Raw genomic sequence first — 18257 nt, forward strand, 5'->3', positions numbered from 1 at the left:
ATATAATTACATAAAAAAGGGCGATATACCACAACTTTATACCTCGCTGTAAGATAAAGCAAAAGTACCAAACCCTTCATATTTTAATGAATGGAGAATGAAAATGATGAATATCACGCCTAGTAGTGTTAATCAAATGAACTACAGTCTAAAAGAATTACAAGATATCTTTTCCGCCATGAATAGTTCCATCATTGTAGCGATTACAGATCGTACCGGAAAAATTACATTTGTTAATGATCATTTTTGTAAAATTTCGAAGTATACGCGTGAAGAATTAGTGGGTCAAGATCACCGTTTACTAAATTCAGGCTTTCATCCCAAATCTTTCTTTAGAGAGATGTGGAAAACAATCGGTAATGGCGATATGTGGAATGGCGAGGTGTGCAATCGTGCGAAAGATGGCAGTTTATATTGGGTGAAAACAACGATTATCCCGTTCCTAGATGAACGAGGAAAGCCGTATCAATATATTGCCATTCGCGTAGATATTACAGCGCAAAAGGACATTAAAAAAATTACTCATATTGCCTATCATGATGAACTAACAGGGCTACCAAATCGTCGCAAATTAGAACAGCGTTTAGAAAATGAATTTCATCAATCTCGACGTACAGGAGAGAAGTTTGCGTTATTTTTCATTGATGTGAATCGTTTCAAACACATTAACGACGGACTTGGTCATATTATTGGCGATATGTTTTTAGTGGAAATGTCCAATCGTCTGCGCAATATTGATCATACTTCGAATTCTTTCTATCGCCACAATAGCGATGAATTTGTCATGATTTTAAATGATGTCAGTCGCATTGAGGAAATGGCTAAGGAAATTATTGGCGTCTTCCATGAAAGCTTTATTGTCGATACCTATGAGTTTTATGCGAGTATTAGTATCGGCATCAGTGTATTCCCAGATCATGCAAACTCTGTGGAAGAATTATTGAAAAATGCGGATATTGCTATGTATGCGGCAAAATCTACACGTGGTAACCAATATCGCCTCTATCGTGATAATATGGACGAGGCCAATGATAAATGGCTTTTGCTGGAAACGAAATTACATCAAGCATTAAAGCAAGATCGTCTAGAATTACATTATCAGCCTAAGATCGACTTAAAAACGGATTCTGTTATTGGGATGGAGGCATTGCTACGCTGGTATGACCCTGAATTAGGTCATATTCCGCCAGATCGTTTTATTCCATTTGCAGAGGATTGTGGACTGATTAATGATATTGGTGTATGGGTTTTACGTAAAGCCTGTGCTCAAGCACGTCAGTGGAATGAAGTACATGATTTATCATTGCGGGTAGCTGTGAATATTTCACCAATTCATATTAGTACAGGTGGCTTTGTGGATATGGTGCGTAGTGTCATTGCAGAAACAGGCATTGACCCTAATTTATTAGAAATTGAAATTACCGAGATGAGTATGCTTGATTATACGGAAGATTTAATTGATACTATCAAGCAATTACGAGAACTAGGTATAACTATTTCATTAGATGATTTTGGGACAGGCTATTCATCGTTAAATTATTTAAAAAAATTCCCGGTGGATGTGCTTAAAATTGATCGTGCCTTTGTCCGTGATATCGTACCTGAGAAGTCTGGAATCGCTATGATTTCAGCCATGATTTCATTAGCACATGCCTTAAACCTCCAAGTAGTAGCTGAAGGTGTAGAGGAGGAAGCTGAATTAAATGTTCTGCGTGAGCATGGATGTGAGTATGTGCAGGGCTATTATTTTAGTAAGCCTTTATCTGTAGAAGATTTTACGAATCTCATTGTTAATACTGTCACAAATAAATCCAGTTATTAATTGCTATTCCTGAATGATTTTGCTAAAGTGGGATAAAGTAAAACTGTTAACATGATAAACCATTTGATGATGTGGCCAAGTAAGTAAGAATTGTGAAACAGAAAATATAGCACCTGCTGAGAGCTATATCACCGCTTCTTGACTGAACACCTACCACGGAGATGTTATGCAAACATAACCGAGTCGTTTTCGTTACCAAACGTGAGAGGGCTTTATAATCTACGTAAAGCTAAATCAAGGTGGTACCACGTCATGCCAGCACAAAGACGTCCTTATTCAGAGGACAGCTTTGTGCTTTTTTCTTGCTTCAGCTAAATCTTTATACGGGTTGAACAAGTATTCATTTAACAAAATTGGAGGAGAACACATGTCAAAACAACTAGAAGATTTTTCGAAATGGTATATCGATACCATCCAAAAAGCCGATTTGATGGATTATACACCTGTTCGAGGCTGTATCGCCTTTAAGCCAGACGGCTATGAAATTTGGGAGCATATTCAGGAGGAGATGGATCGTCGCTTTAAAGAGACAGGACATCGTAATGCCTATTTCCCAATGCTTATTCCTGAATCCTTCTTCCAAAAGGAAAAGGATCATATCGAAGGGTTCTCCCCTGAGCTTCCTTGGGTAACCGAGGCAGCAGGGGAACAATTAGAAGAACGACTAGCCCTTCGTCCAACATCTGAGACGATGATTGGTCATCTTTACTCTAATTGGATTAAAAGCTACCGTGACCTACCAGTGCTGATCAATCAATGGGCAAATGTCTTCCGTTGGGAAAAGAAAACACTGCCTTTTATTCGTACATCAGAATTTTTATGGCAAGAAGGGCATACAGCGCACGTGGACGAAGCAGATGCTCGGCAGGAAACAATGCAAATGCTAGACATTTATAAAGAAGTCGTAGAACAGGTACTAGCAATTCCTGTCTATGATGGACAAAAAACCCCTTCTGAGCGTTTCGCAGGGGCTGTCGATACGTACTCTATTGAGGCAATGATGAAAAATGGCAAGGCTGTGCAAGCAGGAACATCCCATTATTTAGGGACAAAATTTGCTGAAGCCTTTAATATCAAGTATTTAAATAAAGCGAACCAGCACGAATACGTACACACAACATCATGGGGAACTTCCACACGTTTAATTGGTTCGGTTATTATGGTGCATGGAGATGAGCAGGGACTTGTTTTACCTCCACGCATCGCACCAACGCAAGTCGTTTTAATTCCAGTTGGGCCATGGAAAAAGAACCCTCAAATCATGGAGCATTTAGATGAGATTTTTGCAGCCTTAAAAGCGAAGGGTATTCGTGTACGTCTGGATGATTCAGACCAATCGCCAGGCTATAAGTTCAATGAATGGGAGCTAAAAGGCGTGCCTGTGCGTGTTGAATTAGGGCCGCGTGACCTAGAAAACAAGCAAGCTTTACTGAAAGCGCGTGATGAAGAAGAAAAACGAACTGTCGAATTAGCTTCAATCATCACAGCTATTGAAGAAGAATTAACAACCATGCAAACGCGCTTATTAGAAAAAGCTCGTCAATTCCGTGAAGCAAATGCTCACACAACAATTGACACATTTTCACAATTACAACAGCACATTGACACAGCAAAAAACAATGGCACAATCCCAGGCTGGGTGCTTGCTGGCTGGTGTGGCGAGGATGCATGTGAGGAAAAAGTAAAGGAAGAGACGAAATACACATCTCGCAACATTCCTTTCAATCCACCAACAACGAAAACCACATGTATTGGCTGTGGTAACGAAGCAAAACATACAGTTTGGTTTGCACAAGCTTATTAATTAACAAAGCATGAACAGAACGCCCGAACAATTATGAAGCACACTAGGTTGTTTTATAATTTAGTTCGGGTTTTTAATGTTCTGCTAAAAAGAAAGCGCTTTTACCAAAGACTTTACTTCCATTTAGATAGTCAAAATTCTCACTCTTGTTTCTCCATGGCTCCTCCAGATAGGCATTGATCCAACGAGCTGTCTTCATCACTCGTAATGGTATTTCCATCTTAGCATCTATCGCCAAGTTCTCATCATGATTGTGATAAAATAAAGGGACGTTTGCTTCTGAAAAATCCTAAAGAAATGAGGATATGAATGACAGTATTACAAGAAGTATTTCATAACTATCTGAATATCAAATTTAACCGGGGATTACGAGCTGTTCACATGAATGATTTCGAATATGTTTTATTAGAAGATACTAGCGCAGAGCTCTTTTTTATTGATCACGAACAGGGGACATTTTTGGAATGGTCAGAGGCATTTCAACCACAAAATCCGCAATATGTTCAAAAGCCCGGCTGGCAGCCTATGCTTACATCTTGTTTCAAGCAGCTAGATGTTTATGATGAGCAAGTATGTTATTATTTGCTCTACACAATAAATGCAACAACTAGAATAATTCCACGGAACCCGTATAACAAGATGAATGATTTTATGAAAAACTATTGCTTCTTTCAACTTGCTCAATTAGAGCATATCACGATACTCAACAAAGAGCAGAAACAACAGTTAAAGGACTTTTTATTCTTTTTCTATCTGTATACCCATCCAGTGAATGAGGAAACGCTTTACGCTTTTTCGTTCAAAGAAGGAACTTTAATTCATGCTAAAACGAATATCAATATGGAGCAATATTTTTCTCATTATCATGCTTATATTTGTCAGCATAAGCAGGACCGAACATTAGTAACACCACATGAGATAAATGCTTGCAAGAAGCTGACAATCGAACTATTGAGAAGCATCGAAGGAAAATCAAAAAGACTCGTTATGCCTTTTGAAGATGGCATAGAGTACTTACATCTAATTAATAATGTAGATGATTTTTTACATATGTTTAATCAAAATAATAAGGCATTCTATCAATTGCTTCATAGCTTTCAATTCGATCATCAATCGAATCCTTATCGTGAGCATTGCTATAGTATGCTATTACAGAATTATGTCACTTATATTTTGACTTTTCACTTTGATGACCTTATTCAGTTAATAGCGTATTTCCATGACTTACCATCAATAGGTAGGATGATTATCAATAAAATTTTTGTCGATACCATCTTTATGCAAAAGATGTTGAAAGAGGCCAATATTAACATTCATCATTATCCAACGATCATAGAGTTTTTTGACGAGGAGGCTAGAAGCATATATCTTGATGAACAGTAAAGGAGACAAGGAAATGACCAACACAACAGGCTGGAAACAGAATGCACAAAATCGCACATTTATAGCTTCATTTAGTGGTGGCAAGGATAGTGTTTTAGCTTTATATAAAGCATCACAGGTGGGCCGAGCAATAGGGCTTATCGTGATGCTGGAGGAAGAAGGGAAACGTTCAAGGTCTCACGGGATGCCACCTGCGCTTATCCAGGCACAAGCTGACTCTATTGGGCTGCCAGTCTATACTGCTGCAGCAAGCTGGGCGGATTATGAAGAAGTATTTGTAGGTTTATTAGTAAATGCAAAGCAGCAGGGAGCTGAAGTATTAGTAACAGGAGACTTAGATATGCCTGAACATGGCTGCTGGCACGATAAAGTCACTAAAAAGGTAGGTTTAAAGCTAGGCATGCCATTGTGGGAGATGAACCATCGTGAGGCTGTCGATGAATTTATTCACTTAGGCTTTATTACAATGATAGTCACGGTCAACCTATCTTTGGGCATGACGGAGGACGATTTAGGGCGTGTGCTTACCCCTGAATATGTAAAGGAGCTTGAAGCCCGGAGCATTGACCCATGCGGAGAAGGCGGCGAATTCCATACGACCGTCATTGATGGACCTCTTTTCCAGCAGCCAATTGCGGTGCGTAAAGGTTCCGTTATTAAAGATGGAGACTACGCCTTTTTACCTTTAGAGCTAGCATAAATTCACATCAGAAAACCTTTATTGGGATGCGCAATTCATGACAATACGGGTTTTCTTTTGAGGCGTATTGTTATTCTGTTACATGCCTCCATAACAACTGAAGTTAACAAATGAATAATTACCCGAAAGTACACAGGCTCTCCTCTGTACTTTTTTGTATTCCAGCTAGTTATTCCTTGTAGGTATAGAACTCCTATCACTTTGTCCAAAATAATATTTGACTGGACACTAATTGGTGTCATATAATTAAGACACCAATTAGTGTCCTATTAGAAAGGGTAGTGGTTTTGAATAACAATCATCAAGAGCGTGACGTTTATGTAGCCATTGCTGACCCTACAAGACGAAAGTTGATCCGTTTATTGGCAGAGGTAGATGAGTTACCGCTTCACGAATTAACCGCTCAATTTGATATGGGGCGTACGGCTGTCTCGAAACATTTAGCCATTCTAAAAGATGCAGGCCTTGTTCTTGCACGCAAGGAAGGTAGAGAGACGAGATATCGATTGAATGCAGCTCCATTGAAAGAAATACAAGATTGGGTATCGTTTTATGAAGGTTTTTGGAAAGAAAGAATCGCGAAATTACATCTATTATTGGAGGAAAACAAATGAAACCAGATGTATCATTAGATTTTAAATTTACAAGCTCCATCGAGCAAGTATGGCATGCTTTAACTGACTCAGATACACTAGCAAAATGGATCTGGAGCAATGACTTCCAACCAGTTGTAGGACATAAATTCCAATTCCGTGCTGAACCAAATGAATGGTGGGACGGTATTGTAGACTGTGAGGTACTGGAAGTGGAAGAGCCTTACAAATTATCTTATACTTGGACAAGTGCTGGCGAAACAACAACAGTTACATGGACATTAACACAGGAAGCAGATGGCTCGACTCAGCTTCATCTTGATCAAGGTGGCTTCAGTGAAGAAACAAAAGCGCGTCAAGGTGCAATCGAGGGAGCAAAATATGCTTGGACAAATATGAGTGCACAACTTGAAAAAGTATTAGCGTAGTATAAATTAAATAACAGCAAGAAGAGCGCAATTCCGTAGCAAGAATTGTGTTCTTTCATGTTCAGTCCAATCTTTTAATTTTCTTAAATGGAAGGATAACTAAATGAAAATTAATGAACTAATTGCCAATAATATTAACCGTCTAGATGTCGTTTTATCCGACGATCAATCTTTAGCAATAGCAGGTTTGTCTGGCTCAGGGAAGACGACATTTTGTCAAACGATTGGAGAAGAATCCAAAAAACGTCTTGTATCTTTATTGCCAAAGGCTGAATATCAATATTTATTTCCAAACATTATGGAAACGAACTTCAGTGCCATCAAAATGGAGGACATGCCCCTTGTACTTTTTCTAGGAAAATCCTCAATCTCTAGCAATCCACGTTCCACAATTGGTACACATACAGGTGTTTTTAAAGAAATTCGTAACCGACTGGCAGATGAGTTTCAGCTATCGCCAGAGATGTTTTCCTTTAACAATGCGTTAGGCTGGTGTCCTGCATGTAAGGGGCGAGGCACGACAAAAAATGTAGAATGTAAAAAATGTTTGGGTAAGCGCTATAGTCCAGAAGTGGAGAAGTATAAAATCACTTTATGGAATGAACTCTATAGTATTTCTGATATTCATCATTTAAGTATAGAGGCCATCTATTCCTTATCAAAAGAATTAAATATCAGTGAAGAAAAACAGCATATTCTGCACAATATTATACAAATGAATATTGGCTACTTAACCTTAAATCGTGTTATGGGAACTTTATCAGGTGGAGAATTAACAAGGCTGTACTTAGCAGAATTCATGGCAACAAGCGAAAACACCGTGATTATTGTTGATGAAATTTCTGTGGGTCTTGACCATAACACCTTACTAAAAATTTTAGAGCAAATACAACAGCTAGGCGCTAAAAACCAAATTTGGTTGATTGATCATTCTGATACTGTGTTAGACACGGCAGACGAGCATCTATTCTTTGGACCAGGTAGTGGAAAATACGGAGGAAAAATCGTTGAAGAATCTCCACGACCAAAGCCTATCTATTGGGAACGAAATCCAGCAGCACCAACATCCTATTATCAATTCCGAGATTTATATTGCCGTAATATCCAAATGGATGCAATAGACATTCCACAAAATCGACTTGTTACCTTTACAGGAGAGTCTGGTTGTGGGAAATCAACGCTTGTTAATGAGTGTATTGCTAAAGATTTTATCAAACGCTATCCAAAGGACAAACTCGTGATGGTTGGGCAAGATCGTAATCAATCCATTACGAGTCGTTCCACTGTCGCAACATTCCTCGATATTAAAAAGAAACTAACAAAATATAGTGAGGACATTGATGATATTTTCCAGCGCTCGATTGAAGATATTATCGATGAACTACCTAATGAAGATATCGCACATAAACGCTTAAGCTTATTGATTAAGCTTGGACTAGGCTACTTAACACTTGAGAGAAAAACGCAATCTCTATCGACTGGTGAATTCCAATGTGTGCATCTAGTCTCAGAGTTATTTGCCAACGCTCGTAATCCCCATACATTATTTATTTTTGATGAGCCTTCTAAAGGGCTATCTCAGAACATTTTAAACCAATTTATCGATAGTGTAAGGGACATCCTAGAGGATGAATCTATCTCCATCATCATGATTGAGCATAATGCCTATATGCTGGAAAGCTCTGATTTTGTTGTTGACTTCGGTAAAAGACAGCAGGAGCCTGTAACACATCTAAATGTAGTTAGCCATGAAGATTATTTTAATCAGGATAATCATTCAATGGGTTCAACTCCATTACAAATCACATCTACACTCGCATTAAGGAAGGGCATTCAATATTTAGAAGACAACCATATTAGCTATTTCAAAAATGCGGAAAATATATATAAGGGTGGCATCTTAAAGAGCTTATCTTCCATGGCTCGTCTGATTTACGGTGAATATGAATCGAACAAAATTGCCCCAGTTGTTGCCATTGATTTGGAAAGACATTTATATAGCCAATATAGCTTCCTGTATGAAATAGGTGGTCTAATCAATCATATTGTGGCTGCTCATCCAACAAATAAGGATACGAGAAGCTTCGATTTTTATAGCCAAGAAAATCATTGTCCTAGCTGCTCTGGTCGATTGGAAATTGAAAAATTCGATTTTGATCTTGTGGTACAAGACAAAAACGTGCCATTTTGGGACGGCCTTCTACATCCCGATATAATGGAGGTTTTAAAATACTATCAACATTCTAAATTAGAATTTCTCTTTGAGCAGATTAAAATAGAGCTGGGTCAGGACATTAGTAAAAGCTATCATGATATGACTGAGGAAGAAAAGCATACATTTTTATATGGTTATTGGGACAAGTCCTTTTATGATAAGGCAACAAAATCCTCGAAAAAGTGGGAGGGCTTTAATTTTATCATTGGTCGTTATATCGTGATTTCAAAATCCATTATGAAAGAGCAAATGAAGGAAACAAGAGAAATGGTACCATGCCCAATTTGTCATGGGACTGTGCTCAACCACCAAAAGAAATTACGATTTGGGGACACAGATATTCGTGACTTAATTCGCCAGCCGCTTGATGAAGTCATCAACATTGTAGGCAACTTACCACAATTAGAAAAAATCAAAGCCATCGTGGGCGGAGACATGTCACTGCTACAGGATGTTTCCTTATTGCCAAGGGAAACACAGGTATCCCTAAAAATGCTGGAATTAGAGCTAGCAAGCTTTGTCGGCTATGAAATCGTACTACAAAACGCTTTTCCTTTTTGGGCCAAAATCAAAGATAATCTAGAGCGCATCAGCCATAAAAATCAAGTGACCATCTGTGATTTTGCCAATATACAGGAGACAAGAGAAACCATCATCGATCAATATTTTACGAATGGTAAATATAAAAAACTAACATATGTATATGAAGCATTTGGCTACAAGAAAATCGTAACCCAAATCAATAAAGTCAAAGCCAGTCATTCCTGTCCATTCTGTAAAGGGAAAAAGGTGCTCTCTGAAGATGGACTGCATGATGGAGTCCATAAATTAACCGTGCCCTGTGTAAGCTGTGGCGCAAGTGGCATTAATGAGGAGGGACGCCAGCAAATCGTTGATGGCATTGATGTGGAAACATGGCTAACTGGTACTGTAAGCGATGTTGTGACAGAGGGCTCCCATCTTGAGACCGTTGCCAATATTCCTATTTTTAATCGTATACGCGAATTGAATAAGCAGGAAATGATGGCAGTCTATCAGTTCCTCCAATCAAATCACTAAATCATCAAACCCATGTGCTTCGGCATATGGGTTTCTTTCGTTGGACTAGAATTACTCACTCATTTTTCCACAAAAATTCATAATTCGTGTCATCTTTGATTACTATAAAGATAACAGTAATGGTAGTAAAAGGGAGGACATGGTTTGGTAAAAAAAGTGCTGTTATTCGGGGATATTGGCATTGATGATACGGTGGCATTGATCTATGCACGGCTTAATCAAGAAATAGAAATTGTGGGACTCGTTGCAGATTATGGCAATGTATCGCGAGAGGATGCGGTATCCAATATTTATTATGTCATGAAATTGTTCGACTTCCCTCAAGGAATTCCTGTGATTTTAGGAGCAGAAGTACCCTTAACAGGAGAGCAGCCGACCTATTACCCAGAAATTCATGGTAAACGAGGACTTGGACCCATCATTCCAAATGATAATCACGAATTAAAAATTGAGAACTTTTTTGAAATCGTCAACATTATTGAAAGGTATAAGCATGATGAGCTAATTATTGTCAATATTGGGCGATTAACTTCACTAGCCACGATGTTTATCCTTTATAAAGAGCTTATGAAAAATATCAAGGAATTTTATATTATGGGTGGAGCATTTTGGGTGCCAGGTAATGTAACGACAGTGGCTGAAGCGAATTTCCATGGTGATCCCTTTGCCGTTAATATTGTGCTTACCTATGCAACGAATGTGACAATCATCCCTTTAAATGCGACACAAAAGGCCATTGTCACACCGGGGATGGTAGACTATATTGACTCCTTTGGCAAAACAAAAATTCTAAAGCCCTTAATGGAATACTATACACGTTTTTATAAAGAACGGGACCCCTCACTTCTAGGAAGTCCCGTGCATGATGCTTTAACACTAATGGCAGTTATTTATCCTGACATGTTTATTTATGAGTCCTATCCTGTAACCGTTGTCGACAAGTTAGAAGGACCTGCAAGGGGGCAAAGTATTGCCGAGACAAGACCTTATGAAAATAATAATGGCGAAAAAAAGCATCGTATTGCTTTTGATATTCATTATGAACATTTTTTCCAAAACTTTTTATCGATTATGACAGGGCAACCATTTCACTAGTTATTCAAAAACACCATCCCTTAAAATTGTAAAATCAACATGGACATTTACCTTCATGTCTTTATATATTTTTTGCCATTTATCCTTTGTTAGCTTAGAATGTCTTACTTCGCTTCGATATTTCTCACCAAAGCCAAAGATATCAGACTCAACTTCCTGACTATGAGCAATCACTCTACGTATTTCCTTTGACAATTTTTTCTCGATTGCTTTTTCCAGTGCCGCCACACTTTTTGGGTCCCCTTGATTGATATCAGGGTACACCTCTAATACTCTCGATTTGATTTTGATGTTCAGGTCAAATGTTGGCGTATCCGCATCAACTAACATCATTTCTCGTTTCGACTGGATTGCATCAAAAGCTACCGTTATTTTATTGGCAGGCTTTTGAAGAATTTCGGAAGGTACATCTTCGTTTTCCAGAACGGTTTCATATAAACCTACTTTAAAGGTATCTCTGACAATCTTTACGTAAAAGCTATCTTTTGCTGGAAGGGTACTGACCATTTTGCTGCCTTTAAAAAGTGCTATCCCACTTAATTCCACCAGCTCGTCATCTCTTTTAATAATAGGCATGGCAAATTCTTTTCCAGATGAATAATAATCATGGGCAATTTGATGAAGTGTAGAGGAAATCATATATTCCTGCTTGACATTTTGTTCAATCAACCTAAAAATATGCTGCCCAATATCCTCAATATTTTGATATTCGTATTTCAGTAATGTTTCTGTTTCACCTTCTACAATAGCCATAAAAATCCCATTGCTGACACTTGCGTTTTCTAGGTTTGTATCAATATAGTAGCGAAGGTCTTTTTTTGCCAATTCCTCTCCAAATAGGATGACTCTCATTTGACCAACCATGATTTTTTTCGAAAGCTTACGATTGGCTTCCATCCGATTTCCTTTACTCGTATCGTTTTCTGTAGACAGAATTTCCACATTGCTTTGAAATTCGGGGTTTACTTCACGAATAACAGCTGTTGTCTTTATTTTATCCTCTGTTCCTACATCATAGCCGACTAAAGTAGTTAATCCAACTTTATCCAAAATATTGGTTTGTGCACATCCATATAAAAAAACAAAGGAGAGAAGAATCATCCATCTTCCTCTAAGTTTGTTCATTCTTTTTCACCCTCTTTGATGTGAAGTTCTTCTTTAGTCGTGCTATTGGCCAAAGTAAAATAGGGTAGACAAAAATTACGTAAAATGCAATTTGTCCAAACACCGTGTTAATTGTATTAATCTGTGTCCGTGTTTGAACCAATAATGTTCCAATTAAAACGATGAATGAAAAGAGCCAAACAAACGACTTTTCACTTATCGGGAATAAACGAATTGCTCCGCGGTACGCAGCCCATAAGTATAGACAGAGATTCGGTAAAATGATTAGCATCCAAAAACAAACAGCGACAAATTCAAATCGTTCCATAAAGGGGAAGCTGATAAAACTAAATAATGTCAAGGTTGCCCATATCGTTTTCAATAGCTTGCCTTCACTGTAATATGCAATGGACACCATCATCACGGCTAAATAGATGATGGTTGTAGCTAATAGTCCTAAATGAACAGGTTTTCTAATTTTTTTCTTGTCTTTTACAAAGGGGTAAATCACGTTTAGTATTTCAAAGCCGATGATGGTAAAGGTCATTGATTGTGCCCCTTTTAAAATGGAGCGAATATCATTTTCTAAAATAGGGAAAAGGCTTTCTACTGTAGCAAATTTTATGGGAAATGCTAACATTGGGAAAATCCATAAGGAGAGAATGATACTAAAAAAAGACACGCCTACAATGACACGAAGCCCTCCTGTAAAGGCATAGATAATAATAATTAATAAAGTTGCTGACAGGAACCAGGTCTCGATGCTAGGAAAAATCCATGCTTGTATAACTTCAATATAATTTCGTAAAACTGAAAAGAACGCCACGGAGCAATAGATGACATATATTGCATTTAAAAAATTGCCAATCCATTTGCCAAAAATATCAATTTGAATTCCGTAAAGGTCATTAGAGCCGTAAATTTCTAATGTTTTAATCATACAAAACGTAACAATATGTGTGGCAATCCCAGCCAGTAAAACAGAAATCCATGCATCCTGTCTTGCATCCTGATAGATAATGCGTTGAAATCCCTGTATACCAACCCCAATTTGAGCACCATGTAACACAAAAAAAAGCAAATAAGCATTGATCATATCTTTAGGGCTAAGTTGTATAGGTTTTCCCATTTATTTCACCTTCAGTTCAACTTTTATCAGGTTTCACTGGCTCTGGGACAAATTTATGCTCATCCTTTGGTCTTGTCAAAGCAGGTCTTTTCGCTGTTAATGGGACAGGCATTCTAATAATACTATCCCGCATTTCCTTCAACCTCGGTGGATAGAAGGGCGACATGTACGGAGCACCCAAGCTTGACTGACGTAACAAATGAATAAGAATAAAACAAAAAGCCAGCATGATACCATAAAAACCCCAAAATCCTGCAAGTATAATAATAGGGAAGCGAATAAGACGAATCACATTGCCCATCATATAACTTGGCGATGTAAAAGAGGCTAGGGCACTTAACGCAATGATAATCAGCAATATATTACTGGTAATCCCCGCCTGTACAGCAGCTGTTCCAATAACGATACCACCAACGATACCAATTGTTTGTCCAATTTTTGTTGGTAATCTAGCTCCTGCTTCTCTCAGTAGTTCAATAATAAATTCCAGCAGCAAAGCCTCAAATATCGGTGGGAAAGGAACCAAAGCCCTTGATTCACTTAATGGTACGAGAAAGGCTTGTGGAATCACTTCATAGTGAAATGTCAGAGCTGCCACATAAAACGGTGTTAAATAAACAGATAAAAAGAAGGCAGCCAGTCGTAATAAACGAAGAAAAGTAGCAATTTGCCACCTTAAATTTTGATCTTCTTGACTTTGAAAAAACTCAGTAAATCCTTGGGGGCAAACGATGGCCATTGAACTACCATCTACGAGAACCCCAATTTTTCCGTCTAAAATGCCATCACAAAATCTGTCAGGTCTTTCCGTCAAAAGCATTTGTGGAAAGACAGATAGTGAATTATCATCAATCATTTCAGCTAATACGGCACTATCGATAAGTTCATCGATATGTAGATCTGTGATTCGTTGCCGCATTGTTTGAACCATTTGATCATTGGCAATGCCACGCATATATAAAAGAGAGACAGAGGTACTTGTCCTTGCACCAATTTTTACTTTTTCATTACAAAGATTAGGACTCACTATGTAGCGACGAATCAAGGAAACATTGGTAGATAGACTCTCATTAAATCCAACCTGTGTACCAATTACCTGCGATTCATTTTCAGGCGCTGACAATGCTCTAGACTCTCTGCTAGCGATATTGGCTAAAATAGTCTGTGGGAAACCATCTATATGTATCACAACATAACCATTGACCATCAATTCTACTGTTTCCCTTAGTAGACCGGTTTGACTAACTTCTGCAATAGAAAGGGCCACCTCAATTGCCTCAGGTGTATCATGAGGCTTGCTCTGTAAATTAGCAATAATATCATTATTTAAAGTCTGATCATCAATCAGATTATCGATGTAAATAAGAGTGACGTTTGGTGGAAGAGATTTAATGATTAAATCGGCTGGATGATTCGTTGCATTTTTAATCGATTGAATAAAATGATCTGTGGCATGTGCAACCCTCACAAGATTTTCTTTAGGCGCCTCTTGAACTGGTTGTTGTTGTTTTTGTTGTTTGTTGAAAGGTAGTTTAAATTTCATAGTAATTGGTAGGCTCCCTTCATTGCTAACTCGTTTATAGAATAGGCTTTAAAGGGGTAATCTATACTTATTTCATTTATTTTCATCATGTAGACATATCTAACAATTAACGGTAATATAATAGTATTCTTAAAAACAGAAGGAGATTAGCCTTTTTTATGCTAAAACTAATTATCGCAAATTAAATTCCAATGAATTTAATAAAGGGGTCATTCTATAATTTTTTAAAATTATAGGATCTATTTAGTAATGCCCTTTTGCGATAAAAGAGAAGCATAATGATGTCTAATCCACAGTTATATTTTATATAACAAAGGACTCTATGAGCTTGTTCTCATAGGGTCTTTTTCTGTTTTTAGGAGGTGATGATTCCTACAAAAATTAGCGATTGAAACATAAAATAGGAGGGAATAGACGTGGAAAAATATGAATTAGTTAGTGATTATCGTCACAATGAAAAATTAAAGGCAAGTTTTAATGATTTAGCAATGAAAACATTTGGTCTGGATTTTCGAGGCTGGTATAACAAAGGCTATTGGAATGACCAATATATTCCTTACTCATTTGTACAAGCAGGAAAAGTAATTGCGAATGCTTCTATTTATAGGATGTCGATTCGCGTAAATGGTGAGCGATTAAAGGGAATTCAGATCGGTACAGTGATGACGGATGAACATTATCGTCATCAAGGCTTGGCAAAGCAGTTGATGCTGCATCTCATGGAAGAGTACGAAGGTGCCTGTGATTTCATGTATCTCTTTGCCAATGAAACAGTACTAGATTTTTATCCGAGGTTTGGCTTTACGAGAATCCATGAAAGTGAATACAGCTTAGATCTTACCACACGACCTATTCAATCAAAGCTGACCAGCGTCCAACAGCTGACAATTGAGCAGGATCTAGCACTTCTTGAAGAGTATGCAAAAAATCGTTATATCCATTCTAGTATGATTGCTGTTGAGGAAAATGAAAGTTTATTAATGTTTTATTTTACGTTAGTTTTCCCTCATGCTATTTACTATTTAGAAGAATTTGACACAATAGTATTAATGGAGGAGGAGGAAGGGGTATTAAATATTTATGATATCATCTCTTTACAGGCAACCAATGCAGAGACTGTATTAGCAAGCATTATTAAGGATACAACAAAAAAAGTAGTATTCTATTTTACACCTGACTTTACAATCGAAGGTATGACAGCCACCATCACCACAAATGATGACGATGCCTTATTCATTCTCTCGAAAAAGCCCTTCTTACAAGGGCACTTTATGTTTCCTTTAACATCCCATTGCTAAGTTGGATGATCACTTCTAGCTGAAATATGAGCGACATTGGATAAAAAGTGAGCGCTTCGAACAAGAACAAGAGCGCTTTAACATGAAATTGGATCACATTTTCACATACCATAACAGCCTTTTTTAATTGACATTATAAATATTGGGCATTTCTCTATAGGATGGTATAGATAAAGTTATTTCATTAGGAGGAAGCAATGTATACAGTTGGTGTCAGCGTTCCTCATTTTCATCTGTAGAACGCATCATTCAATTCCGATTTTTCGATTATTATTAGATTAAGTGAAGAGTTAATTTTGTGGAGTAGTCAAGAGTTTAGATTTATTACGATTGATGATGCCTATTCTACTGGCAGTAGTATTATGCCACAGAAAAAAACCTGATGCCGCTGAGCTGATACGAGGCAAAACAGGATGTGTAGATGGTTCACTGACTTCACTCTTAACAACAATGAAGGGCTTACCACTTGCTTACAATAAAGATATGCAAGAAGATAAGGAGCCATTTTTCGATGCATTGGACACCGTATTATCTTGTCTACAAATTATGTCAAAAATGATTGCTACGATGAAGGTGAACAGTGAAAACATGAAAAAAGCAGTCAAAGGAGGTTTTCTGAATGCAACAGAGGTTGCTGATTATTTAGTGAGCAAAGGCGTTGCGTTCAGAGATGCACACAGCATCGTGGGTTCCATCGTTATTTATTGTGAAGATCATGACAAAGCCATTGAAGATTTAACAATGGATGAATTGAAAGAATTAAGTTCGTTCATCGATGACGATATCTATGACTATATTGACTATCAAAATATTTTAAATAAAGGGATTAAAGTAGGTTTATTATTATAATGAAGCAGAGAAAACGACTTAGTTGAAATGCATGACGGGCTTCTAGGGTGGAAAAAAGGCAAGGCATTCATTGAGGATGTGCCACTTGAGCAATGGAAACGAATCGGTTATGTCTCACAAGCTCATAAAAGGTAGCAGATATTGAAGACAAACACATTGTTCAATTATAAAAATGTGTTTGTCTTTTTATCTATTGTTCTATTTTTAAATTCAGAAAATCTACAGTCTGAGGTTGAGAAATTATTTTCACTCCATTTTTTCTACTTCTAAACATTTAGTTTCACAGTAATAGCCTTTGCCGCCGACAAAAACTTTTTCTATTTCATTCTTGCTATTGGTTGCTAATTTCACTAATATTTCGGAAGGAGAGTGTAAAGAATAACCTTGTTCAAATATATAGACTTCTTTTTGCAAGTGGTGCTGTTCATAAAGGTAGCAAGCTAATGCACCGTTAGAAGTGCCAGTCGCTGCTTCTTCATTGATGTCATATAGTGGGGCAAAATTTCTGCAAATAATTCGATTGTCATTAAACGTATACAGATGCGTCCCGACAACATGATAGTACTCGCTGATTTCTTTAATTTTTTCAAAATTAGGTTGCAGTGCATGTAATTGTGTTTCGCTTGTTATCGGAATTAAAATATCTTTTAGACCCGTGGAGACAATTTGAATTGGGTATTGATTGTCTATATCTTGAATGTCAAAACAATCGATAAACTCGTTTGGAGAAATAATATCATAGAATATCGGTTTGTTTTGTTCCATGAAAATGATGTTATCTTTTATGGTAATAGTAAGAACACCGCTGTTTGTTTCAATCGTATAGCGATCCTTGAAAAGTTTATTTAAATGCATCAGGATCGTGAAAGAGCCAATTGTGGCATGACCACATAAATCAACCTCTTCTTTTGGTGTAAAATACTCAAATTTATAATCAGCCATTTCAGATGCTGATATAAATGCGGTTTCCGCATAGCCCAATTCTTTAGCTATCGCCATTTTTTGAGTAGTAGTCAATGTATTTTCATTCAATACCACTCCTGCTTTATTCCCGCCTTGGTGATCCTTGCTAAATGCACTTGCAACATAAACGGATATTTTCATAAAACATCTTCCTTCCTCATTGTGAATTGTAGCATATAAAGAACTACGTAAAAATGTTGTTGGATAAATTTTTCAGCATCTAAAATCTAAAAAAATAGATTGTCACTTTCTTTAAACACGGTTTTAAGATT

At 37.4% G+C, this 18257-nt stretch carries 14 protein-coding genes; 10 read left to right on the forward strand and 4 right to left on the reverse strand.

All coding sequences use genetic code 11. From position 1 onward, the window contains the following. The first annotated feature begins 103 nt into the window (after positions 1-103). The 8 genes from LCP48_RS11890 (at position 104) to LCP48_RS11925 (ending at position 11099) form a co-directional block, all read left to right on the forward strand. The gene (locus LCP48_RS11890; RefSeq protein ID WP_009371342.1) at positions 104-1822 is read left to right on the forward strand and encodes a putative bifunctional diguanylate cyclase/phosphodiesterase; all 1719 of its coding nucleotides are present in this window, start codon (positions 104-106) and stop codon (positions 1820-1822) included. A gap of 367 nt (positions 1823-2189) precedes the next feature. After that, on the forward strand, positions 2190-3626 hold the full coding sequence (proS, locus tag LCP48_RS11895; RefSeq protein WP_225340211.1) for a proline--tRNA ligase: 1437 nt from the start codon (positions 2190-2192) through the stop codon (positions 3624-3626). Between the two features lie 309 nt (positions 3627-3935). Next, positions 3936-5009: an SRPBCC family protein gene (locus LCP48_RS11900; RefSeq protein ID WP_225340212.1), complete on the forward strand. Its 1074-nt coding sequence runs from the start codon at positions 3936-3938 to the stop codon at positions 5007-5009. A gap of 13 nt (positions 5010-5022) precedes the next feature. After that, positions 5023-5709, forward strand: a complete 687-nt coding sequence (locus LCP48_RS11905; protein WP_202342171.1) for a Dph6-related ATP pyrophosphatase — start codon at positions 5023-5025, stop codon at positions 5707-5709. Positions 5710-5996: 287 nt separating this feature from the next. Continuing rightward, positions 5997-6323 (forward strand): ArsR/SmtB family transcription factor, encoded by a 327-nt coding sequence (locus LCP48_RS11910; RefSeq protein ID WP_202342172.1) that lies wholly within the window; start codon positions 5997-5999, stop codon positions 6321-6323. Continuing rightward, on the forward strand, positions 6320-6730 hold the full coding sequence (locus LCP48_RS11915; protein ID WP_202342173.1) for an SRPBCC family protein: 411 nt from the start codon (positions 6320-6322) through the stop codon (positions 6728-6730). The genes LCP48_RS11910 and LCP48_RS11915 overlap by 4 nt, the downstream gene beginning before the upstream one ends. A 103-nt stretch (positions 6731-6833) precedes the next feature. Continuing rightward, entirely contained in the window at positions 6834-10004 is a 3171-nt protein-coding gene (locus tag LCP48_RS11920) for an ATP-binding cassette domain-containing protein (protein WP_225340213.1), read from the forward strand. A 144-nt stretch (positions 10005-10148) separates the two neighbouring features. Beyond that, positions 10149-11099 carry a nucleoside hydrolase gene (locus LCP48_RS11925; protein WP_225340214.1) on the forward strand — a complete coding sequence of 317 codons (951 nt, stop codon included), beginning with the start codon at positions 10149-10151 and terminating at the stop codon, positions 11097-11099. On the opposite strand, the gene LCP48_RS11930 is transcribed toward LCP48_RS11925, so the two are convergent. Genes LCP48_RS11930 through LCP48_RS11940 form a run of 3 tightly spaced genes read right to left on the reverse strand, consistent with a single transcriptional unit; the run spans position 11100 to position 14875 of the window. Then, positions 11100-12224, reverse strand: coding sequence for a Ger(x)C family spore germination protein (locus LCP48_RS11930; RefSeq protein ID WP_225340215.1), 1125 nt, complete (start codon positions 12222-12224; stop codon positions 11100-11102). Then, positions 12211-13332, reverse strand: a complete 1122-nt coding sequence (locus LCP48_RS11935) for a GerAB/ArcD/ProY family transporter (RefSeq protein WP_004229999.1) — start codon at positions 13330-13332, stop codon at positions 12211-12213. The genes LCP48_RS11930 and LCP48_RS11935 overlap by 14 nt, the downstream gene beginning before the upstream one ends. A gap of 16 nt (positions 13333-13348) precedes the next feature. Continuing rightward, positions 13349-14875: a spore germination protein gene (locus LCP48_RS11940; RefSeq protein WP_004229997.1), complete on the reverse strand. Its 1527-nt coding sequence runs from the start codon at positions 14873-14875 to the stop codon at positions 13349-13351. A gap of 416 nt (positions 14876-15291) precedes the next feature. Here LCP48_RS11940 and LCP48_RS11945 point away from each other — a divergent pair, with 416 nt between their 5' ends. Together LCP48_RS11945 and LCP48_RS11955 are read left to right on the forward strand one after the other, a co-directional pair. Further along, positions 15292-16173, forward strand: a complete 882-nt coding sequence (locus tag LCP48_RS11945) for a GNAT family N-acetyltransferase (protein WP_216485473.1) — start codon at positions 15292-15294, stop codon at positions 16171-16173. A 333-nt stretch (positions 16174-16506) separates the two neighbouring features. Then, a complete protein-coding gene (locus LCP48_RS11955; protein WP_225341035.1) occupies positions 16507-17022 on the forward strand; it encodes a hypothetical protein in 516 nt (171 codons plus the stop codon). Between the two features lie 246 nt (positions 17023-17268). Here LCP48_RS11955 and LCP48_RS11960 read toward each other — a convergent pair whose 3' ends face one another. Beyond that, on the reverse strand, positions 17269-18126 hold the full coding sequence (locus LCP48_RS11960; protein WP_004229988.1) for a PhzF family phenazine biosynthesis protein: 858 nt from the start codon (positions 18124-18126) through the stop codon (positions 17269-17271). Positions 18127-18257 lie beyond the last annotated feature (131 nt).

Source organism: Lysinibacillus capsici (assembly GCF_020217405.1).
In the GTDB taxonomy this organism is placed as follows: domain Bacteria; phylum Bacillota; class Bacilli; order Bacillales_A; family Planococcaceae; genus Lysinibacillus; species Lysinibacillus capsici.

Excerpts from the sequence above, each read along its gene's own strand:
- LCP48_RS11890 (WP_009371342.1), top strand. The coding sequence starts at position 104 with ATGATGAATATCACGCCTAGTAGTGTTAATCAAATGAACTACAGTCTA.
- proS (WP_225340211.1), top strand. The coding sequence starts at position 2,190 with ATGTCAAAACAACTAGAAGATTTTTCGAAATGGTATATCGATACCATC.
- LCP48_RS11900 (WP_225340212.1), top strand. The coding sequence starts at position 3,936 with ATGACAGTATTACAAGAAGTATTTCATAACTATCTGAATATCAAATTT.
- LCP48_RS11905 (WP_202342171.1), top strand. The coding sequence starts at position 5,023 with ATGACCAACACAACAGGCTGGAAACAGAATGCACAAAATCGCACATTT.
- LCP48_RS11915 (WP_202342173.1), top strand. The coding sequence starts at position 6,320 with ATGAAACCAGATGTATCATTAGATTTTAAATTTACAAGCTCCATCGAG.
- LCP48_RS11920 (WP_225340213.1), top strand. The coding sequence starts at position 6,834 with ATGAAAATTAATGAACTAATTGCCAATAATATTAACCGTCTAGATGTC.
- LCP48_RS11930 (WP_225340215.1), bottom strand. The coding sequence starts at position 12,224 with ATGAACAAACTTAGAGGAAGATGGATGATTCTTCTCTCCTTTGTTTTT.
- LCP48_RS11935 (WP_004229999.1), bottom strand. The coding sequence starts at position 13,332 with ATGGGAAAACCTATACAACTTAGCCCTAAAGATATGATCAATGCTTAT.
- LCP48_RS11940 (WP_004229997.1), bottom strand. The coding sequence starts at position 14,875 with ATGAAATTTAAACTACCTTTCAACAAACAACAAAAACAACAACAACCA.
- LCP48_RS11955 (WP_225341035.1), top strand. The coding sequence starts at position 16,507 with ATGATGCCTATTCTACTGGCAGTAGTATTATGCCACAGAAAAAAACCT.
- LCP48_RS11960 (WP_004229988.1), bottom strand. The coding sequence starts at position 18,126 with ATGAAAATATCCGTTTATGTTGCAAGTGCATTTAGCAAGGATCACCAA.